Below are 22334 nucleotides of genomic sequence, written 5' to 3' on the forward strand. Positions count from 1 at the left end.
TCTCTTTAGTGAAAAAACCTTGAAATATCACCTTGTCGCAATGAAGTTCGATTAAATCTACCTGTATGTTGTAGTTCGTCTCGAAGTATTTTGCGAAGCTCAGTTTTTGAAATTTCTTTCGTTTCTTCTTTTACTTTCACTGCTTCTGTTTGATTTTCTTTCATTAGTAACACTTGTTTAATACCAGCCATATTCAAGCCTTGATCTAATAAATCTTTAATCTCTAACAACTTATCTACATCGTTAAATGAAAATAATCTACGATTCCCCTTTGTACGGGTTGGAGAAATAAGATTATGCTCTTCATAGTAGCGAATTTGACGTGCAGATAATTGTGTTAAATCCATAACAATACCAATAGGAAACAGCGGGGCAGAACGTCTATCTTCTTTCATTGCTTCAGTTCCTCCTTCGCCTTAACTGCTTCTCATTTTATACCATGTTATGTTTGATGTCAATAGATGTTAGCTTTTCTTACATGATTTTTTATAAATTTTTTCATTCTTTTTTCTAATGAAATAAATCATTCCTTTCACACGAAAAAAAGCTGTCAAAATTGACAGCTTCCCTTTAAGAAATTGTTAATAATTCTTTTTCAATTAATGCATCAATTGCAGAACAAATCGCAATCTTCACATGCGAATAAGTTAGCCCACCTTGTACGTAAGCAACATAAGGCGGACGAATTGGACCATCAGCCGACAATTCAATACTTGCACCTTGAATAAACGTTCCCGCAGCCATAATTACATCATCTTCATACCCCGGCATATAGTTGGCATATGGAGTGAAATGAGAGTTAATCGGAGATGCATATTGAATTGCTTGGCAGAATGCAATCATGCGATCTTTGTCATCAAATTGAACAGATTGAATTAAATCCGTTCTTGGTGCATTCCACGCTGGTGATGTATTCATTCCTAACTTTTCTAAAAATGCAGCTGTAAAAATCGCACCTTTTAGCGCTTGTCCTGCTACATGCGGCGCTAAGAAGAAACCTTGATACATTTCTTGCAGACTGTATAAAGATGCCCCTGCTTCCGCACCGATTCCTGGAGATGTTAAACGATATGCACACGCTTCAACATACTGTTCTTTACCGACAATGTAACCACCAGTTTTAACAATTCCCCCACCCGGGTTTTTAATAAGCGAACCTGCCATTAAATCTGCACCAACATGACATGGCTCTTGCTCTTCAATAAACTCGCCATAACAGTTATCTACAAACACGACAACATCCGATTTAATTTCCTTCACAAACGCTATCATCTCTTTAATTTGAGAAATAGTAAACGACGGACGAGTAGCATAACCTTTTGAACGCTGAATTCCAATCATCTTCGTATTACTATGAATGGCAGCTGCAACAGCTCTAAAATCAACTAGCCCCTCTTCAGTAAGCGGAACTGCATTATAACCAATATTATATTCTTTGAATGATCCTACACCTTTTCCACGTACACCAACAATTTCTTCTAATGTATCATACGGCTTACCCGTGATGTACAACAACTCATCTCCTGGACGTAAAATACCGAATAGCGCTGTTGAAATTGCGTGAGTACCTGAAATGATTTGCGGACGAACAAGACCAGCTTCCGCTCCAAATACATCGGCATACACTTTTTCTAACGTATCACGACCAATATCATCATAACCGTAACCTGTCGTCGGAATAAAATGTGAATCACTAATTTTATGTTTACGGAAACTTTCTAACACACGAAACTGATTACTTTCAATTACTTCATCCGCACGTTTATGTACTTCTGTAATTTGACTCTCTACTTCTTTTACGATTGGAGCAATTTTTTCTCCATTTTTCAAACGATCAAACATTTTTATTTTCTCCTTCTTCCACTAAAAATCTCTTTAATTGTACATTAAGCGATGAATGAGCAAAAATATACCCCGCGCAATCATATACAAATTTATCTTCCAAAAACTCCATTTTTGTTAATAGCGTCTCTGTCTTTAATAGAGTTAATAACTTACCTTCACTCGGAGGAATTTCCACTTGATAACGATTCATTTCTTTCTTCATTTTCGTTTCTATCGCTTCTTTTATATGTAATAGATCATTTTCTTCAAAAGCACTAGTCATTAAGAAGTCACTTTTCGGAAACGGAATAAAGTTTTGATGTAATTCATCTTTTTTATTATATAACGTAATAATAGGAATATGATTGATTTCAAGTTCTGACAATAATTGTTTTACTGTTTTCTCATGCCCTACATAATTCGGATCTGCAGAATCCACAACATGTAAAATAACATCCGCTTCACCAGCTTCTTCTAATGTCGAGCGGAATGCAGCAATTAATGATGTAGGTAAATCTTGTATAAAACCAACCGTATCAGTTAGTAATACTGTATAACCAGAAGGTAACGGCATCTTCCTTGTTGTCGGGTCTAGCGTTGCAAACAACAAGTTCTCTTCAAATGTATCGGCTTCCGTTAATCTATTAAACAACGTAGATTTCCCTGCATTTGTATATCCTATTAACGAAACTTGAAATACTTTATTATCTTTTCTTCTCTCACGATATCTTTTCCGATGTTCTACAACAACTGCAAGTTGTTTCTTTATTTCATCAATCCGTGATCGGATATGACGACGATCCGTCTCAAGTTTCGTTTCACCCGGCCCTCTCGTTCCAATACCACCACCAAGACGTGATAAAGACAATCCTTGCCCCATAAGACGTGGCATTGTATATTGCAACTGAGCTAATTCAACTTGAAGCTTCCCTTCTCTCGACTTCGCACGTTGCGCAAAAATATCTAATATGAGTTGCGTTCGATCAATTACCCTCGCATCTAATACTGAGGATAAATTCCGAATTTGACTCGGTGTTAATTCGTTATTAAATACGATAACATCCGGTTCTAATTCTTCAGTTAACATTGCAAGCTCTTCTAATTTACCTTTACCTATATAAGTCGCCGGATGAAACTTCGGTCGTTTTTGCGTTGTAGACACTAACAATTCTGCTCGTGCAGTTTTCGCTAATGATGCAAGTTCTTTCATGGAATGCATAAATTTTTCATCATCATCTTGCGGCAATTGACAGCCCACTAATATGACTTTCTCTTTTTCTTCCATCAAATATGTTCACTCATCCTTTTCGAAATTTAAACCTTCTAATATAATAGCAGAGGAAGCACATTTCATCTAGTTAGCGGGGGAGAAAATTCATGGCATGGGAGATTTTTAGCATCATAGGCACAATTGCTTTCGCATTAAGCGGGGCTATTGTTGCAATGGAAGAGGATTATGATATTTTCGGGGTGTATATTCTAGGAATGGCAACCGCATTTGGGGGAGGTGCCCTTCGTAATTTATTAATCGGTTATCCGATTGTCGCGTTTTGGCAACAAGACATGTTATTCCAAATCGCACTTTTATCAATGACGATTATTTTTCTTTTTCCAAATAAATTAATTAGACACTGGAAAAAGTGGGAAAACATCACTGATGCTATCGGCTTATCAGCATTTGCAGTACAAGGGGCATTATACGCTCAAAAATTAAATTTACCAATTAGTGCTACAATCGTAGCAGCCGTTTTAACTGGCATTGGAGGCGGTATTATCCGCGATCTTTTAGCCCGTAGAAAACCTCTCGTTCTTCGAGCTGATGTATATGCTTTTTGGACGATTCTGGCAGGTTTCTTAATTGGCGCTCAAATTATTGTTAGCGATTGGGCTCTATACACCTTATTCATTTTAATTGTTTGCTTCCGCATGGTTTCTATTCATTACAAATGGCATTTACCGCATAGACGCATAGACACAAACGAACGTTCAATGCATAAATAGCAATCCAACCTCTTTACAAATCGTAAAGGGGTTTTTCTTTTCTAATGAGTTTTTCTTTACAGAATGTTTATACTAATCCTCAAAGCGAGGTGAATACAAATGACAAACCATGTGAATAAAGGGGCTCAAAAAAGCTCAGTAGGTCAAATTGGACACGACCCTAATTCCGCACACGAAAAAAGTGCTAAAATGGAACGATTCCATAAATCTTATCAAGAAAAAGCAAAAAAGTAATAGAAGCACTTATACAGAAAAACAGACGCACAGTTTACGTACTGTGCGTCTCCTCTTCAAGCATCAAATCACTGCTTGATATTCCAATCAAATCATATTTATCATATGCATCCTCTTGTAACAACCGCATAGCTTGTGTACGAATCGATTTTTCAACAATATTCCGGACATATCGTCCATTACTAAAGGATGTAATTTGCGATGAGTACTTTACAGCATGTAAATGATCTCTAAATTTCCATTCAGCCTCTTTCGATAACTGATATTCACGTTCTTCATACATCCTCTTCCCTATTTCTAACAACTGATTTACTGAGTAGTCCGCAAACTCAATTATAAATGGAAAACGAGATTGCAGTCCTGGATTCAATGAAAGAAAGTGATTCATCTCTCTTGAATATCCAGCTAAAATCAATACAAAACCGTGTTGTTTATCTTCCATATGTTTTACGAGCGTATCAATTGCTTCTTTTCCAAAATCTTTTTCTCCCCCTCGGGCTAATGAATACGCCTCATCAATAAACAAAATTCCTCCCATTGCTTTTTTTATTAAATCTCTTGTTTTTTGAGCTGTATGACCGATGTACTCTCCTACAAGATCCGCACGTTCAGCTTCAACTAAGTGCCCTTTTGATAGAATATTCATCTCAAATAATAATTTCCCTATCATTCTAGCAACAGTTGTCTTCCCTGTACCTGGATTCCCTTTAAATAACATATGAAGTACTTGTTTCTCAGACTTCAATCCTATTTCTTGTCTTTTTTTATTCACATAAATCCAAGCATATATTTCTTTTATTATCTTTTTTATATCATCCATCCCAACGAGTTTTCCCATCTCTTCTTCAATTCTTTGCAGCATCTCATGTTTCGTAGTAGTTTCACTTGAAATTACTGTTTTATTTTCTGCAGCCGGTAAAGAAATTTTCTTTCGATGATTTAACACAATGTTAATTTGATTATTATTTTTCTTTCGCATCGATTGTTCCATACAATCACCTCATTTTATCCACTCACCAAATATTATTATTCTCGTCTCCTTTGCAAATGACTATTTTCAGAAAAGTTTGCTATAATAAAAGAAATAATGAAGGTGGTGGGACTATGGAGACAACGGAATTCCATGATACAATACAAGCCTTTTCTATTTTTTTATTGAATAAAGGCCGAAAACCTTCAACCATTAAACGTTACGTTTATGACATTGAAGATTTCGGACATTGGTTAGAAAAAAACAAAAAGCTTCCTTCCAGTAATATATGGGCTACACTTTGTACAAAAGACTACGAAGATTACTTTTCCGACTTAAAAAAGAATCGACATTACTCAGAGAAAACGATGCACCGTGTATTCATTGTATTAAATAGAATGCATCACTTTCTAAATATTCCTAACCCATTAAAGAACATAGAAATGTCTATTCAACCAGACCGCACACTCCGCAATGAAGATTTCATTTCATCTGATGAAGAAAAAAGATTAAAACATATAGTCACTTCATTAGAAGGACTTTCAGAAAAACAACGTCCTGTACGCCCTTTATTGATGGATCGTAATATCGCTATTTTAAATTTATTAATTGACTATGGATTATCCTTACAGGAACTTACAGCATTAACTATGCATCACGTCCACTTTGAAACTAACACGTTATCTATACCTGCAACCGCAGGAGTAGAAAGAACAATTACATTAACTAGCGAAGACAAAAAACAACTATATACTTATTACAAAAGTATCCCTGAACCCGTTCGTCCAAAATACCATAGTAATGACCCATTATTTGTCGCATTCGATTTTAATCGCGGAACATACAGATGGGTATACGAAAATGATGCACCAAAGGGATTAACAGAAATCGCTATCCAAAAAATGATTCGCCTTGAAGTGTCTAGAGCTAATTTACGCAAAGGAATCTCCGGGCAACACTTTCGTAACACCTATATTTTAAATTTAATCAAAAAAGAGACTCCAGAGTCAGAAATTATAAAGCTAGCTGGGTTCAAATCAAAGATTTCACTAAAACGATATTATCAATACGCAGAAAATAGAAAAAACGCCTTATCATAAGGCGTTTTTTCTATTTTTTCTTCAAACAAACGATTTTACTATGACCATTTAACTAATTTTTGCATCTACTATGATGAGTTTCATTCACATTCTCATTAGAAAGGAGAGATTTAATGTCTCGTTATGACGACAGTCAAAACAAATTCTCCAAACCATGCTTTCCAAGTAGCGCTGGGCGAATCCCCAACACTCCATCAATCCCAGTTACTAAGGCACAACTTAGAACATTTCGCGCAATCATTATCGATTTAACAAAAATAATCCCAAAACTTTTCGCAAATCCATCTCCCCAAAATATTGAAGATCTAATCGATACATTGAACCTACTAAGTAAATTTATTTGTTCACTAGATGCTACTTCCTCCCTGAAAGCACAAGGGTTAGCTATTATTAAAAACTTAATAACTATATTAAAAAATCCAACTTTCGTAGCAAGCGCTGTATTTATCGAACTTCAAAATCTAATTAATTATTTACTATCCATTACAAAACTATTCCGAATTGACCCTTGCACACTTCAAGAGCTTCTTAAATTAATCGCAGCATTACAAACCGCTCTAGTTAATTCTGCTTCATTCATTCAAGGACCTACTGGGCCAACTGGGCCAACTGGGCCAGCAGGGCCAACTGGACCTCGAGGTAACACGGGCGCTACTGGACCTCAAGGCGTTCAAGGTAACACAGGTGCTACTGGCGCTACTGGACCTCAAGGCGTTCAAGGTAACACAGGCGCTACTGGTGCCACTGGACCTCAAGGCGTTCAAGGTAACACAGGTGCTACTGGTGCCACTGGACCTCAAGGCGTTCAAGGTAACACAGGTGCTACCGGCGCTACTGGACCTCAGGGTGCTCAAGGTAACACAGGTGCTACTGGCGCTACTGGACCTCAAGGTGTTCAAGGACCGGCGGGTGCTACTGGCGCTACTGGACCTCAAGGCGTTCAAGGTAACACAGGTGCTACCGGCGCTACTGGACCTCAAGGCGTCCAAGGACCAGCAGGTGCTACTGGTGCTACTGGACCTCAAGGCGTTCAAGGACCGGCGGGTGCTACTGGTGCCACTGGACCTCAAGGTGTTCAAGGACCGGCGGGTGCTACTGGCGCTACTGGACCTCAAGGCGTTCAAGGTAACACAGGTGCTACTGGTGCCACTGGACCTCAAGGCGTTCAAGGTAACACAGGTGCTACTGGTGCCACTGGACCTCAAGGTGTTCAAGGGCCAACGGGTGCTACTGGTATAGGAGTTACCGGACCTACTGGGCCTTCTGGTGGGCCTCCTGGACCTACTGGACCTCAGGGACCTCAAGGTAATACAGGTGCTACCGGACCTCAAGGTATTCAAGGGCCGGCGGGTGCTACTGGTGCCACTGGACCTCAAGGCGTTCAAGGACCGGCGGGTGCTACTGGTGCCACTGGACCTCAAGGCGTTCAAGGACCGGCGGGTGCTACTGGTGCTACTGGACCTCAAGGTGTTCGAGGGCCAACGGGCGCTACTGGTATAGGAGTTACCGGACCTACTGGGCCTACTGGACCTAGCTTCCCTATAGCAACAATTGTTGTAACAAACAACATTCAACAAACAGTACTACAATTTAATAACTTTATCTTCAGTACTGCAATTAACGTAAATAATATTATCTTTAATGGCACAGACACAGTTACAGTTATCAACGGTGGTATTTATGTAATTAGCGTATCCATCTCTACAACTGCACCAGGATGTGCGCCACTCGGAGTAGGAATTTCAATAAATGGAGCAGTCGCAACTGACAACTTCTCTTCAAATTTAATAGGCGACTCACTTTCATTTACTACAATCGAAACATTAGCTGCAGGAGCAAACATTTCTGTCCAATCTACTCTTAACGAGATTACGATCCCTGCAACAGGAAACACTAACATTCGTCTAACTGTATTTAGAATCGCTTAAATTTCACTATTTATTGTTTATAGCAAATAAAAAAAGAGCGAGAAATTTCGCTCTTTTTTGTTATGTACAATAATTCATTACTATTCTAATTCAATTGAAACATTTTTTTGTGGTACAAACGTAGAAATTGCATGTTTATAAATAAGCTGTTGCTTACCTTCTGTTTCCAGTAGGACTGTAAAATTATCAAATCCTTTAATTAATCCACGAAGCTGGAAACCATTTAATAAGTACAGCGTAACAAACGTATTCTCTTTACGGAGTTGATTTAAAAACTGATCTTGAATATTGATTGATTGCTTCATGTCGAATCCTCCTCTTTTTCTCTACTTACTATTATTCGACTTTAGTTGTAGCTTTCCTTCTATGTATCGTAAAATTTCTGACGTTTTTTCACCGTCTGTAACATCAAACCATGTGACATCCATCTTATTACGGAACCACGTTAATTGACGTTTTGCATAACGACGTGAATTCGTCTTTAATTGTGATACCGCTTCTTCTAAAGAGACACGATCCTCAAAATAATCATATATCTCTTTATACCCAATCGCTTGAATAGATTGACAATCTCGTATCCCTCGATTATACAACCCTTCTACTTCTTCTAATAAACCTTGGTCCATCATTATATCAACTCGTAAGTTAATGCGATCGTATAGCATTTCACGATCCATTGTCAAGCCAATTAAGGAAACATCGTATAATAACTCGTTTTCTTGTTTTTCAAGTTGATCACTCATTTTTTCACCCGTCGTGTGGAAAATTTCTAACGCCCTAATGACACGGCGTACATTATTTGCATGAATACGCTCAGCGCTTTCTGGGTCTACTTCCTGTAATTTCTTATGTACATATTCCACACCATGTTCTAATGCTAACTTTTCCATTTGTTCTCGGTATATAGCATCACCAGCATCATCCGTAAACTGATAATCGAATAAAACAGATTGTATATACAGACCAGTTCCACCAACGATAATCGGCAATTTACCACGCTCTGTAATCTCGCGAATATGCTTACGAACACGTTCTTGAAATTCGGCAACCGAAAATGATTCTTCCGGATTTTTTATATCAACCATATAATGTGGAATTCCGTCCATCTCTTCTTTCGTCACCTTTGCGGTTCCAATATCCATCGTACGATAAATCTGCATGGAATCTCCACTTATAATTTCACCATTTAACGCTTTGGCAAGATCAATACTTAACTTCGTCTTCCCCACAGCAGTTGGTCCAATGATGACAGCAACTTTTTCACGTTGCACTTCTCCCATATCATTCAACTCTCTTTATGTAATGTACTCCATCTATTGATTATATCCAATCTTACCAATTTTAACGGCATGATTGCAAGTTCTTTCATTACGGTACATGAAATTATAAATAAAAAAGAACATAGTTTGTCCAATTCCGCATATACATGATTAAAAATACCTTCGAGAGGATGAGTTAACTATGAAACAATCCACTATCAATTTTTCATCTTTGACAAAAGACCTCATTTTAGCTACTGCTACAAAAGAACACAATTGTTCACAAGAAGAATTATACTTCGCCTTAAATTGTTTACTACGTTCTTTTCATTCTGCTCTCCAAGAAACAACATTACATCTAGAAAATAAAGATACAGAGTATATACAAAACCAATTTTGCAGCGCATATAAAATTATTACAGGTAAAACTATTTATCCTTTTCAATAATCCATAAAAGGCGATTGCTTACATACTTTCAAGCAACCGCCTTTTATATTACATATATACTACTCTATAACTTTCACTTTTACAGATTTGCGCCCCCAGCTATTCGCACTACCATCTGAGCCAACTAAAACATCAATACGATTTCCTTTAATCGCACCACCAGTATCTCCAGCAATCGCTTCTCCATATCCTTCTACCCATACTTTTGATCCAAGTGGAATTACTTTAGGATCAACAGCAATTACTTTCATATTTGGATTCGCTGTTAAGTCATGCCCCATTGCAGTTAATACACGACCACCATACGAACCATTCTCACTCGGATCTGCTGTATATGCTGTCGCTTCTACCGTTATTTCACGTCCACTAGTCGGTGCACTTGTTTCATTAGATTTCGCAACTTGTTTCGTAGTTGACTGCTGTTTTGCCACAGGTTTACTTGATTCTACATTCTTAACAGATTCTTTACTCTTAACTACTTTATTACTTTTAACCGGCGTATTTACTCTTTCCGGCGCTTCTTCTTTCGTTGCAACTTCTTTCTTTTCAATCACTGGTGCCGTTCCTGTTAAAAATGGCACATGAACATATCCTGTTTTTCCATTATAGTCAAATTGCAACCATTCATTTTGAACTTGATTTGTCGTTTCAATTACATCATTTTTATTCAGTTTTCCAAGAATTTCTGAGTCAGTATTCGCTCCAGCGCGAACATTTAACACACCCGCCGTTACATAATATGTACTTTTTGTAAATTCAGCACTTACAAACGCTTCTTGACCATTTAATTTAATTTTTGTCCATCCGTTTTCTGTATTTACAACATCTAATTTATTTCCACTTAACATTTTACCTACAAGCTTAGACTCTACAGTTGGGTTTTCTCTAACATTTAATACGTCTGTTGTTACAATCGTTTCCGCTTTCGCAGAACCTGCAAAAATCCCAAGACCAAAAACTGCCGCCGTTGCTATACCTAATAATTTTTTCATGAATAGCCTCCATTTGCTTTGTTTTCGTATTTTTATTATAGCAACGGATTTTTAAGATTTTTAGAAAACACACAATTACAAACCATTCGTAATATACGATTAATGAGCTGTAACATAAATTTCCATATTAATGGATTACATTTCCTATAGAATTCCCAATAGTTTTCATATATTTTCCACATACAAGCACCAGAATTTTTTCCCAGAAAAAATTACAGTATTACTTTTTTGTTACAAAAAAATCATATTTCATTACATCTTTTACCAAAATTCATCATTCTCCAATTATCAACCTCCTTTTTTGTAATAAAAAGGAGCAGCTAATAAAAGCTACTCCCTTTACACGTATTATTTAACTTTCTTTTTCCAAATTCCCATCATAAGAGCAGAAACAACTGCCCCTATCAATATCGAGAAAATATATAACACTGGTTTATTTACTAAAGCGATAACAAACAATCCACCATGCGGTGCTGGTAATGTAATTTGGAATAACATTGATAATGCACCTGCAATACTTGAACCGACAACACAACTGACAATTACCCGAACCGGATCTGCTGCTGCAAATGGAATCGCACCTTCTGTAATAAACGATGCCCCCATAATATAATTTGTTAAACCAGACTTACGTTCCGCTTCTGTAAACTTCGATTTAAAGAAGGTAGTTGCTAACGCAATTGCAAGCGGTGGCACCATACCACCAGCCATAACCGCTGAATGCACCCCAAAGTTCTTCGCTTCTATCGCAGCAATACCAAACGTAAATGCTGCTTTATTAATTGGACCACCCATATCAATTGCCATCATCGCACCTAAAATAAGACCTAGTAATATAGCATTTGTACCGTTCAAACCATTTAACCATCCTGTTAACATTTCATTCAATGCTACTACAGGCGGAATTACTACTTTTTGCATAACAACTCCTGTAATCAATAATCCAAAGACTGGATATAACAAAACAGGCTTAATTCCTTCTAACTGTACTGGTAACCCTGAAAATAATTTTTTCAATCCTAAAACAACATATCCGGCTAAGAAACCAGCAATTAATCCACCTAAAAATCCAGCATTCGCATGTGCCGCTAAAAATCCTCCGACAACACCAGGCATAAAACCAGGACGATCAGCAATAGAACTAGCAATAAATCCTGCTAAAATTGGTACAAGGAATAGAAATGCCCCTGTTCCCCCTCCTCCAATAGACATGAACAATTCAGCTAAAGGACCTTCTGCTTTTATACCACCAAACGAAAACGCTAGCGCAATTAAAATCCCGCCACCAACAACGAATGGAAGCATATTACTTACGCCGTTCATTAAATGCTTATAAATTCCTAATCCATTTTCTTTCTCCGTATTTTCTGCCTTTCCATCCTCTTTTACACCTTTAAAGATTGGTGCATCCTGTTTTACAGCACGATTAAGAAGCTTTTCAGTTTTTCTAATCCCGTCAGCGACTGGCACTTGAATAACATGTTTACCAGCAAAACGATTCATTTCTACTTGTTTATCTGCCGCAACAATTATAGCTGTTGCGCGTTCAATATCCTCTTTCGTTAAACCGTTTTTTATACCTGTTGATCCGTTCGTTTCAACTTTAATTGCAATTCCTAGCTCTTCTGCTTTTGCTTTCAAGCTATCTGCAGCCATATATGTGTGAGCGATTCCAGTCGGGCAAGCTGTAACAGCTAATACGTACGGTTCATTCCCTTCTGGTTTTGCAACTTCAACCTCTTCTTCTTTTTCATTTTCTTTTTCATCAAATAAACGAAGAAGTTCTTCTTCATCCTTCGTTTCTAACAATTGCTTACGAAACCCTTCATCCATTAATAGTGTAGATAGGCGTGATAACGTTTCTAAATGCGTATTATTCGCCCCTTCACTCGCAGCAATCATAAAGAATAAATGCGCAGGTTGTCCGTCAAGCGATTCATAGTTGATACCGCTTACACTTCTACCAAAACAAATCGCTGGTTGCTTAACAGCTTTTGTTTTCGCATGAGGTATAGCAATCCCTTCACCAATGCCGGTTGTACTTTGTGACTCCCGCTTTAAAATAGCTTCTTTAAATTCAGCTTTGCTATTTAAACGATTTGCCCCGTTTAATTTCTCAACTAACTCATCTATGACAGCTTCTTTATTTGAAGCTGTCAAATTCATAATAACTGTATCCCTTTTTAATAGTTCTGTAATTTTCATATGTTGCTTCCCCCTATCGCTTAGTTACAATTACTTGCGACAATAATTCTTCTACTTTTTCCTTTTCACATAAATCGGCTGAAAATGCTGTTGCACTCCCTGTTGCAACGCCATATTGAAATGCCTTTTCAATATCTTTTGTCTGTTCATATCTTCCTACAAATCCCGCAACGAGAGAATCTCCAGCCCCAACCGAATTAATTACAACACCTTTTGGAATAGTTGCTTCATATATACCTTCTGCCGTAAATAATAAAGCCCCATCTCCAGCCATTGATACGATAACATGCTCTACACCTTGTTCAACTAATTTTCTTCCATATGGTAAAACATCTTCTACTGTGGAAATCTCTACTCCGAATAACTCACCAAGTTCATGATGATTAGGCTTTATTAAAAATGGTTTATTTTTAACTACATGCTGCAAGGCACTACCACTTGCATCTACTACTACACGAATGCCTTTTTCAGCTCCGAACGCTGCGATTGATTCATAAAAAGTAGTTGGGATAGACGCTGGTACACTTCCAGCTAGTACAACACAATCTCCCTGCTCCATACTTTCAATTTGTTTCATTAATTGTTCAAATTGTTCCTTAGTCACACTAGGACCTTGTCCATTTAATTCTGTCTCTTCTCGTCCTTTTATTTTCACGTTAATTCGAGTATCTTCGCTTACTTGGATGAAGTTTGTTATTACACCTTCTGTCTGTAATACATCTTTAATAAATCGACCGGTAAATCCACCAGTAAATCCAAGCGCTACATTTTCAACACCTAAACGATGAAGAACGCGAGAAACATTAATTCCTTTTCCTCCAGGAAACTTCATATCTTTCTCCGCTCGATTTACTGCGCCTAAATCTAAGGAATTAACTTGTACTACATAATCAATAGATGGATTTAAAGTTACTGTATAGATCATTGTTTATCAGCCTCAATTACATTGGTTTGTCTTTTATATTTTTCTAAATCAATTTCTAAATGGTTTGTAATAATATTTGCCTCTTCCACATTGGCAATTTTCGCAAACGCAACTTCCGAAAACTTACTTTCATCTATTAAGAAATATCCTTCATTTGCTAATGTTAATGCCATTTGCTTTAAAAGTGCCTCTTCTGGATCTGGTGTTGTAAAACCAAGCTGTTCATGTACACCATTCGCTCCTAAAAAACATTTATCAAAACGATACTTCTGCATACTTTCCTGCGCCATTGCACCGATTAAAGCTTTCGTCCTACTCTTCATCATTCCGCCTAGTAAATATGCACGAATATTATTTTCAACTAAAGCTTCAATATGCATAAGTCCATTCGTAACAACGGTAACATCTTTATTTATTAAAAATGGAATCATTTCAAATGTTGTACTTCCTGCATCTAAATAAATACAATCACCTTGTTCCACAACGTTAGCCGCATACTTCGCAATTTGTTGTTTTATTTGAATGTTTTTGGATGATTTTTCAACCATCGTTGGCTCCTGTCCTTTTCCCGTTAAAACAGCCGCACCACCATGAACTCTTTTTAATAACCTTTGCTTTTCCAATTGTGCTAAGTCACGACGAATTGTTGATTCAGAGCTTTCTGTTCTTTCCACTAATTGTTGTAATTTAACAACCTTCTGCTCTTTTACAAGTTGCAATATCATTTGATGACGTTCAGGAGTTAACATTTCATTCACCTCTTCTTTGATTACAGTATAATGAAAACGATCACAAAAATCAACCATAAACATTCACAAATAATCAAAATCAGTCACAAACAGTTATAAACACCAAAAAAGAAACCCATTGGATTGTTATATCAAATGGGTTCCTTTACTCGCTTCACTTATAGGGAAGCTTTATATATGCTTAAAACATCGTCTTTATTTAATTTTTTAAAGTTACCAAATTCGCCATAAGCCATCGCTTTATCCGCCATTACATCAATTTCATTTTCTCCAATAGCATAATCAGATAACGTTACTGGTGCCTCAATTGAAGTCCAAAATTGACGTAACGCCTCAATTCCTTCTAACGCAATTTCTCGATCAGTCTTTCCATCTGTTTCTACATCGAATACACGAATAGCGAATTGTTTAAAACGACTTACATTTTCATCTACAACATGCTTCATCCAGTTCGGGAATAAAATCGCAAGGCCACCTCCGTGTGGTATATCATGAACCGCAGAAACTGCGTGCTCAATATTGTGTGTTGCCCAGTCTCCTTTTACTCCCATCGCTAAAATACCGTTTAGCGCCATAGTACCGCAGTATAAAATAGTTTCTCTATGCTCATAACTTTCTAAATCACTTAAAAGCTTAGGGGCAGTTTCAATTACTGTTTTTAAAACAGACTCACAATAACGATCTTGTAATTCTGTATTTGTTCCGTGGTGGAAATATTGCTCTAATACGTGCGACATAATATCTACCATACCGTAAATTGTTTGATTCCTCGGTACAGACGCAGTATGAACGGGATCTAAAATTGAAAATTGCGGGAAAGTAACTGGACTACCCCAACCATATTTTTCATTCGTTTCCCAGTTTGTAATGACAGAACCAGCATTCATTTCAGATCCTGTTGCTGCAAGCGTAAGTACAGTACCAAATGGTAATGCCTCACTAGCAAAAGCTTTTTTCGTTACAATATCCCACACATCTCCATCGTACTTACTACCAGCAGCAATTGCCTTCGTACAGTCAATTACACTTCCTCCACCAACTGCTAAAATAAATTCAACACCGTTATCTTTACAAATTTGAATTCCTTTCTTTACAGTTGATACACGTGGATTCGGTTCAACGCCTGTCAATTCAAACACTTCTGCATTTATATCTTTTAAAATAGAAATTACATTATCATAAATACCGTTTCTTTTAATACTACCTCCCCCGTATACGAGAAGAACTTTTTTACCGAACTGTGGAATTTCAGTTTTCAACTGTTCTAATTGCCCTTTACCGAAAATAAGTTTCGTTGGATTACGAAATACAAAATTTTGCATATCCCTTTACCATCCCTTCTATATGAAAAGTAACTATACTTTTGTATACCATATTTTTTTCATTTCACAAAAATATTTGCCTAACAAAAAAATCCCAGCCTATAGGCTGAGATTTTTTATTGATAATAAGGTGAGATCATTAAGTAAACAATAACACCAGATAAACTTACATATAACCAAATCGGCATCGTCCAACGTACAATTTTACGATGACGTGTTAATTGATTTGTAAAACCAAATACAAGTGCAAACAATGCAAGCGGTACAATAATTGCTGCCAGGATAATATGTGTAATTAAAATGATGAAATACACATATTTAATAAACCCTTCTCCGCCAAAATGTGTTGCCGGCGCTAAGTAATGATACGATAAATAAGAAACACAAAATAGCAACGTCGTCGTAAATGCTGCCAGGATGAAACCACGGTGCATTTTCACATTCTTCTTAATAATAGAGTATAGCGCTGCTAATAAGAATACGAACGTAAAGCTATTAAAAATTGCGTTTAACATTGGTAAAATCGTTACATCAAAATGTACTTCTCCTTCATAGCCAACAGGTCCAAAGAACAAAAATAAAATAATCGCATTTACAATTACAGAAAGCGTTATCACAATAGGAGCATAGCTTTTCTGATTTGTTGATTGATCCACCAAAATGGTCACTCCCTCTTCCTTCAAATATGTATACGTAACCTCACTATTTTAACATACTATTCACAGTGTAAATGTGACAATAGTTTGACACAGCAAGACAAAACAAAGAAAAAAACCCTTCTTAATAAAACTTCTTAAGAAGGATTTTATCGCTTTATTATTCAAATAGCAATGCGATTAGTTTTTGTTAAAAAATGTATCGCTATATGCTTGAAAAATTTCAGACACTTGATATCCCATTAAAGAAATTGCTGTTAATGAAAAGAAACCAATCATAAGAAATCGAAACCACATATAAATCTCCTCCTTGTATTTAGCTTAAAAAACATTCGCTATATTACAAGTTGAGTGGCACTCTTCATCGTCACTTTCCTTTTTCTTTACAATTGCTGTAATAAATCGAATCATAAAGAAAATAACAAAAGGAAATTGTTCGTAATTCACATTGGCATAGTTTAGCAACGGCTCGCGTTGCATATCGAACGGGGATGAGAAGGAATAGAACATACCTTGCTCTTCCATATATACAATTACTATTTTCATACAAAATACGATTCCTAGAAACGAAACAATATCTTGCCATTCTGTCGTATATAGCAGGTTATACAGCTCTAATACGTAATCTTCCATCGTCATCCCCCCTTCCTTTTTTACCATTCTGCTCGCCTTCGTATAAAAAGTCAAGAAAAAAGTTTATATTCACTATGACAATAGTAATTACTCATTTCTATGATTATATATGATTCTTTTATAGCAATGATTGGGTGTAACTCTCTTCGAAAACAAGAAATTAGAATCGAACAGATTCCTCATTCTTACTTGTAGTATTCGATACTGTACTATTTTTATTTCTATTGAAAATAAAATAAGAAAGTATTATAAGAACAGTAACAAGCATCGTCAAAAGTGCTTGTGAACGTAAAGATTCAATTGCAAACATCGCAACTAAAACTGCTATAATAGCGGCAATTGTAACATACGTTACATACGGGAAAAACCACATTTTCACTTTCAAATTTTGTTGTTCTACTTTCCCCATTTTTTTACGGATCTTTAAATGCGAAACAGCTATAACGAGATAAACGAGTAACGCAATCCCGCCAGATGCATTCACTAAAAATAAAAAGACTTTATCTGGAGATATATAACTAAAAACAACTCCAATATAAGCGAAGAACGTTCCGAATAAAACTGCCCGAACTGGAACACCACTATTGTTCAATTTCAAAAACGCCTTTGGAGCATCTCCTCTTTCTGCCATCGAAAAAAGCATTCTTGAGTTCGTATATAAACCAGAATTTAAACAAGAAAGTACAGCTGTTAAAACGATAAAATTCATAATTTGTGCTGCCGCTGGTATCCCTATATGTTCCAGTACCGCTACAAACGGACTTTTTAGTATGTTCGCTGAATTCCATGGAAGAAGTGTAACAACTACAGCAATCGATCCAATGAAAAATACGAGAATACGCCAAATTACACTATTTGTTGCTGTTTTTACTGCTTTTACAGGTTCAGCAGATTCTCCAGCAGCTACTGCAACAATCTCAGATCCCATAAATGAAAATATAACGACAGTAATTCCAAGTAGCACCGAACTTATACCGTTTGGCATAAATCCTCCTTGTCCTACTAAATTCGAAGTGCCAGGTGCTTCCGTTCCTGGTACAAATCCTAAAATAACAGCTAGTCCAAGACAAAGGAACAAAACGATACTTATTACTTTAATAAAAGAAAACCAATATTCAAACTCTCCAAATGATTTCACCGAAAAAACATTCGTCAATGTTAATAAAATCGTTAATATTAGGCTTAATAACCAAAGTGGGATTTCTGGAATCCAGTATTGAATAATACCAGCACCTGCTGTGGCTTCTATTGCAATAACAATTACCCAGAAAAACCAATATAGCCACCCAATTGTATAACCGGCCCATGGACCAATTGCTTCTCTTGCATATGTTGCAAATGACCCACTTGTCGGGTTAATAGCTGCCATTTCTCCAAGCATTCTCATAACGAAAATAACTAGAAGTCCTGCTAATGCATATGAAATGATAGAACCTGGTCCGGCTGAATGTACAACCGCCCCACTTCCAACAAACAAACCAGCTCCTATTACGCCACCAATTGAAATCATTGTAATATGGCGTATTTTGAGGTCTTTCTTAAGATTTTTTTCCAACTCTTGTACATCCCCTTCCAAACGTAATTTTGAAATTTGCCCCGCATTAACGGGCAGTAAGACCCCCACCTCAAAATTCAGGGGAAGCAAAGAAGTTAGGTGGGAATCTACTCCCCGTAAATGCCCGATTGGTTCAACTTTATGTAAGAGTATTATGTGAAAAACCTTGGCCTACACTTTAAAATATATCAAAATATTCTGAATTTAACAATTGTAATGCAAGCTCCTATAAAAATTATTTCATTAAGTTTAACAATTTCCCATATACAATTGTTGAGAAAATTATAGTTACCTTACAAAAGAATGAATTTTCAGATATTATTAAATAAACAAGATTATACATCTAGACAACTTTTTGTATAGGAGTGTTGATATGTTAAACAAGTTCAAATTCATTTGTTGTACGTTAGTAATTTTTTTACTGTTACCACTATCCCCCTTTCAAGCACAAGCAGCAAACAATTTAGGATCAAAACTACTCGTTGGATACTGGCATAACTTTGATAACGGTACTGGCATTATTAAATTAAGAGACGTTTCACCAAAATGGGATGTAATCAATGTATCTTTTGGGGAAACTGGTGGTGATCGTTCTACTGTTGAATTTTCTCCTGTGTATGGTACAGATGCAGAATTCAAATCAGATATTTCTTATTTAAAAAGTAAAGGAAAGAAAGTAGTTCTTTCAATAGGTGGACAAAATGGGGTCGTTTTACTTCCTGACAATGCTGCTAAGCAACGTTTCATTAATTCCATACAATCTCTAATCGATAAATACGGTTTTGATGGAATAGATATTGACCTTGAATCAGGTATTTACTTAAACGGTAATGACACTAATTTCAAAAACCCAACTACTCCTCAAATCGTAAATCTTATTTCGGCTATTCGAACAATCTCAGATCATTACGGTCCCGACTTTCTATTAAGCATGGCTCCTGAAACAGCTTATGTTCAAGGCGGTTATAGCGCATACGGAAGCATCTGGGGCGCATATTTACCGATTATTTACGGAGTGAAAGATAAACTAACATACATTCACGTTCAACACTACAACGCTGGCAGTGGCATTGGAATGGACGGTAATAACTACAATCAAGGTACTGCAGACTACGAGGTCGCTATGGCAGATATGCTCTTACATGGTTTTCCTGTAGGTGGTAATGCAAATAACATGTTCCCAGCTCTTCGTTCGGATCAAGTCATGATTGGACTTCCTGCAGCACCAGCGGCCGCTCCAAGTGGTGGGTATATTTCTCCAACTGAAATGAAAAAAGCTTTAGATTATATCATTAAGGGAATTCCTTTCGGAGGAAAGTATAAACTTTCAAATGAGAGTGGCTATCCTGCATTCCGCGGCCTAATGTCTTGGTCTATTAATTGGGATGCAAAAAACAACTTTGAATTCTCTAATAACTATAGAACATATTTTGATGCGATTTCCTTGCAAAAATAATAAAAAACAACAATAGGTTTTATATGACCTATTGTTGTTTTTTATTTACCATCAATTAACATCGCTCGTTCATCAAAATCAAATTAAGAATGATGATGTGGAATTGAATACATTAGTTACTATTTTGCTTCAATACAAATACTGAAAGTTCAGGTACACTCAAAAATCTAACAGGCATTCGAGTTGTCCCAATCCCACGATTTACGTATAAATGTAATGGCTTATTCTTTCCTTCTAATTCATACATACCTTCAACATGACTCTCAGCTAGTTTTGTCGTAATGAATGGACCGATAAAAGGGATTTGAACTTGTCCTCCGTGACTATGGCCTGACATTTGAAAATCAACTGGGTAACGTACTATTTTGTCTACAACATCCGGCTCATGTACTAATAACATATTGAAATCTTGTTGCCTTACATGTTTTAAAGTCGAGTCTATTTGCGGCTTACCTAATAAAAAATCATCCAAACCTGATATTGTAATATATTTGCCGTTTTCCGCTTTAATTTTCTGCACTTCATTGACTAACACAGCGAAACCAGCTTCCTCCATATATTTTTTATAAAATAAACTACCTCCGCCGCCCCTATCATGATTCCCAAACACTGCATATTTCCCTAAGGGCGCATGTATTTTTTGTAAAATCCCTTTCGCTTCTTCTCTTTCGGCTTTGTACAATCCAAACTTATCTATTAAATCCCCTGTGAAAACTACTACATCTGGACTTAATGCATTCATCTTCTCCACCAAATTTTCTAATTGTTTCAGTGTGAATTCTGGTCCTAAATGTACATCTGAGAACTGTAATATTTTTTTATTATGAAACTCTTTAGGAATTGTAGAAGCTTCTATTTCATTCCACGTAACTGTTACTAGTTTTCGTTCTATTTCTGTCGCATAGAAATACAAACTTATAGAAATCATTACTACACTTACGAAACTGATTATAGATATCTTGACGATTGATTTTTTTTGTTCTTCTTTTACGTGATACGTATTCATGTTCTCACCTCTAGAAGTACTTTAAAACCTTATTGTTACATTCATGTGACAACACGAACAATGTTAGTTATATTCAATTCCAGCCCTGCTCACTTTGACAAATTTATACAGAAGTCATAACATATTTTTATAATACATAGATTCTTAAAAATGTTCCATTTATTCTTTTATCATTTTATTAAGGAGAGATTATTCATGTCTGTATTTACACCAGAAGAAATCACGGAACTTGCTGCTAATTCCGGAAGAAAAAAAGCTCATTTATCATTACTCCCTATGCTAATTCTCGGTTTTTTTGGCGGTGCTTTCATAGCATTAGGGTATTTACTCGATATTCATGTTATTGGAACAATGCCAAAAGCTTGGGGATCATTTACTAGTTTTCTAGGTGCCGCTGTATTCCCTATCGGTCTTATACTCGTTATTCTTGCAGGCGGTGAGTTAGTAACTGGCAATATGATGACCGTTTCAATGGCGTGGCTTCATAAAAAAATCGACTTATTTCACTTCATTCGAAATTTAGTTATTGTTACGTTTAGCAACTTCATAGGTGCTGTATTCGTTGCTTATTTTTTCGGTCATGTCGTCGGATTAACAGAGGGAGCTTTTTTAGCAAAAACAGTTTCTATTGCGCAAGCTAAACTACAAGATACACCACTACAAGCCTTCATTTCTGCCATCGGATGTAATTGGCTCGTTTGTTTAGCTGTTTGGCTTAGTATGGGAAGTAAAGAATTTATCGGAAAGATTATCGGCATTTGGTTCCCAGTTATGACTTTTGTTGCAATTGGATTTCAACACGTTGTAGCCAATATGTTTGTCATCCCAGCTGCAATTTTTGCTGGTCATTTAACATGGATTGAATATTTTCCAAACTTCATTTTTGTTTTCTTCGGAAACTTAGTGGGAGGTATGTTATTTGTGGCATTACCTTATTTCATATCTTATAATAAGAAACTACCTTCCAATAAAGAGCAAACCGAATTAAAGAAAAAATCTGTATCCGCTTAAATGAACCGTCTATATAGACGTATCTAAAAAATATTACAAATTCCATTTTTTTTACGAATA

The 22334-nt window shown here is 36.5% G+C and carries 22 protein-coding genes; 7 read left to right on the forward strand and 15 right to left on the reverse strand.

Translation table 11 applies throughout. The features are described from left to right. Positions 1–5: 5 nt before the first annotated feature. From glnR to hflX, 3 genes are all read right to left on the reverse strand, one after another. Positions 6–395, reverse strand: coding sequence for a transcriptional repressor GlnR (gene glnR, locus ACTFRN_RS01170; RefSeq protein ID WP_000656779.1), 390 nt, complete (start codon positions 393–395; stop codon positions 6–8). Positions 396–570: 175 nt separating this feature from the next. Next, positions 571–1842, reverse strand: a complete 1272-nt coding sequence (locus ACTFRN_RS01175) for a methionine gamma-lyase family protein (protein WP_000460299.1) — start codon at positions 1840–1842, stop codon at positions 571–573. Beyond that, entirely contained in the window at positions 1835–3109 is a 1275-nt protein-coding gene (hflX, locus tag ACTFRN_RS01180) for a GTPase HflX (RefSeq protein WP_000391386.1), read from the reverse strand. The genes ACTFRN_RS01175 and hflX overlap by 8 nt, the downstream gene beginning before the upstream one ends. A gap of 92 nt (positions 3110–3201) precedes the next feature. Here hflX and ACTFRN_RS01185 point away from each other — a divergent pair, with 92 nt between their 5' ends. Beyond that, entirely contained in the window at positions 3202–3825 is a 624-nt protein-coding gene (locus tag ACTFRN_RS01185; protein ID WP_000312265.1) for a trimeric intracellular cation channel family protein, read from the forward strand. Positions 3826–3924: 99 nt separating this feature from the next. Continuing rightward, a complete protein-coding gene (locus ACTFRN_RS01190; protein ID WP_000181496.1) occupies positions 3925–4059 on the forward strand; it encodes a hypothetical protein in 135 nt (44 codons plus the stop codon). A 34-nt stretch (positions 4060–4093) separates the two neighbouring features. Here ACTFRN_RS01190 and spoVK read toward each other — a convergent pair whose 3' ends face one another. Next, positions 4094–5050 (reverse strand): stage V sporulation protein K, encoded by a 957-nt coding sequence (gene spoVK, locus ACTFRN_RS01195; RefSeq protein ID WP_000438184.1) that lies wholly within the window; start codon positions 5048–5050, stop codon positions 4094–4096. A gap of 113 nt (positions 5051–5163) precedes the next feature. Here spoVK and ACTFRN_RS01200 point away from each other — a divergent pair, with 113 nt between their 5' ends. Beyond that, complete coding sequence (locus ACTFRN_RS01200; RefSeq protein WP_088106451.1) at positions 5164–6129, forward strand: tyrosine-type recombinase/integrase; 966 nt, start codon at positions 5164–5166, stop codon at positions 6127–6129. A 113-nt stretch (positions 6130–6242) separates the two neighbouring features. After that, positions 6243–8057: a Gly-Xaa-Xaa repeat protein gene (locus ACTFRN_RS01205; RefSeq protein ID WP_440038032.1), complete on the forward strand. Its 1815-nt coding sequence runs from the start codon at positions 6243–6245 to the stop codon at positions 8055–8057. Positions 8058–8137: 80 nt separating this feature from the next. Here the strand turns inward: ACTFRN_RS01205 and hfq are convergent, their stop codons facing one another. Together hfq and miaA are read right to left on the reverse strand one after the other, a co-directional pair. Then, complete coding sequence (gene hfq, locus ACTFRN_RS01210) at positions 8138–8362, reverse strand: RNA chaperone Hfq (RefSeq protein WP_000813896.1); 225 nt, start codon at positions 8360–8362, stop codon at positions 8138–8140. Positions 8363–8383: 21 nt separating this feature from the next. After that, entirely contained in the window at positions 8384–9337 is a 954-nt protein-coding gene (miaA, locus tag ACTFRN_RS01215; RefSeq protein WP_049112626.1) for a tRNA (adenosine(37)-N6)-dimethylallyltransferase MiaA, read from the reverse strand. Between the two features lie 181 nt (positions 9338–9518). On the opposite strand from miaA, the gene ACTFRN_RS01220 reads away from it, so the two are divergent. Then, the gene (locus ACTFRN_RS01220) at positions 9519–9764 is read left to right on the forward strand and encodes a hypothetical protein (protein ID WP_000814415.1); all 246 of its coding nucleotides are present in this window, start codon (positions 9519–9521) and stop codon (positions 9762–9764) included. A gap of 59 nt (positions 9765–9823) precedes the next feature. Here the strand turns inward: ACTFRN_RS01220 and entD are convergent, their stop codons facing one another. The 8 genes from entD to gabP all read right to left on the reverse strand — a co-directional run bounded on the left by entD (position 9824) and on the right by gabP (position 18801). Next, a complete protein-coding gene (entD, locus tag ACTFRN_RS01225) occupies positions 9824–10756 on the reverse strand; it encodes a cell wall-binding protein EntD (protein ID WP_000734633.1) in 933 nt (310 codons plus the stop codon). Positions 10757–11104: 348 nt separating this feature from the next. Further along, positions 11105–12961: a PTS fructose transporter subunit IIABC gene (locus tag ACTFRN_RS01230; RefSeq protein WP_049112629.1), complete on the reverse strand. Its 1857-nt coding sequence runs from the start codon at positions 12959–12961 to the stop codon at positions 11105–11107. A gap of 13 nt (positions 12962–12974) precedes the next feature. Then, positions 12975–13886, reverse strand: a complete 912-nt coding sequence (gene pfkB / locus ACTFRN_RS01235; RefSeq protein ID WP_000640847.1) for a 1-phosphofructokinase — start codon at positions 13884–13886, stop codon at positions 12975–12977. Continuing rightward, the gene (locus ACTFRN_RS01240) at positions 13883–14635 is read right to left on the reverse strand and encodes a DeoR/GlpR family DNA-binding transcription regulator (RefSeq protein ID WP_000957276.1); all 753 of its coding nucleotides are present in this window, start codon (positions 14633–14635) and stop codon (positions 13883–13885) included. The genes pfkB and ACTFRN_RS01240 overlap by 4 nt, the downstream gene beginning before the upstream one ends. Positions 14636–14793: 158 nt before the next feature. Then, the gene (locus ACTFRN_RS01245) at positions 14794–15957 is read right to left on the reverse strand and encodes an iron-containing alcohol dehydrogenase (protein ID WP_088106449.1); all 1164 of its coding nucleotides are present in this window, start codon (positions 15955–15957) and stop codon (positions 14794–14796) included. A 116-nt stretch (positions 15958–16073) separates the two neighbouring features. Next, positions 16074–16616: a DUF420 domain-containing protein gene (locus ACTFRN_RS01250; protein WP_000228316.1), complete on the reverse strand. Its 543-nt coding sequence runs from the start codon at positions 16614–16616 to the stop codon at positions 16074–16076. Between the two features lie 318 nt (positions 16617–16934). Next, the gene (locus tag ACTFRN_RS01255) at positions 16935–17273 is read right to left on the reverse strand and encodes a hypothetical protein (protein ID WP_116733334.1); all 339 of its coding nucleotides are present in this window, start codon (positions 17271–17273) and stop codon (positions 16935–16937) included. Between the two features lie 133 nt (positions 17274–17406). Next, entirely contained in the window at positions 17407–18801 is a 1395-nt protein-coding gene (gene gabP / locus ACTFRN_RS01260) for a GABA permease (RefSeq protein ID WP_000414398.1), read from the reverse strand. Positions 18802–19174: 373 nt separating this feature from the next. Between gabP and ACTFRN_RS01265 the strand changes: the two genes are divergently transcribed. Further along, positions 19175–20257 carry a chitinase gene (locus tag ACTFRN_RS01265; protein ID WP_000932466.1) on the forward strand — a complete coding sequence of 361 codons (1083 nt, stop codon included), beginning with the start codon at positions 19175–19177 and terminating at the stop codon, positions 20255–20257. A gap of 112 nt (positions 20258–20369) precedes the next feature. Here the strand turns inward: ACTFRN_RS01265 and ACTFRN_RS01270 are convergent, their stop codons facing one another. Continuing rightward, complete coding sequence (locus tag ACTFRN_RS01270) at positions 20370–21263, reverse strand: metallophosphoesterase (protein WP_001099524.1); 894 nt, start codon at positions 21261–21263, stop codon at positions 20370–20372. Between the two features lie 195 nt (positions 21264–21458). Here ACTFRN_RS01270 and ACTFRN_RS01275 point away from each other — a divergent pair, with 195 nt between their 5' ends. Then, positions 21459–22274, forward strand: coding sequence for a formate/nitrite transporter family protein (locus ACTFRN_RS01275; protein ID WP_000110523.1), 816 nt, complete (start codon positions 21459–21461; stop codon positions 22272–22274). Positions 22275–22334 lie beyond the last annotated feature (60 nt).

Source organism: Bacillus cereus group sp. MYBK245-2 (assembly GCF_051916145.1).
GTDB lineage: Bacteria > Bacillota > Bacilli > Bacillales > Bacillaceae_G > Bacillus_A > Bacillus_A pacificus.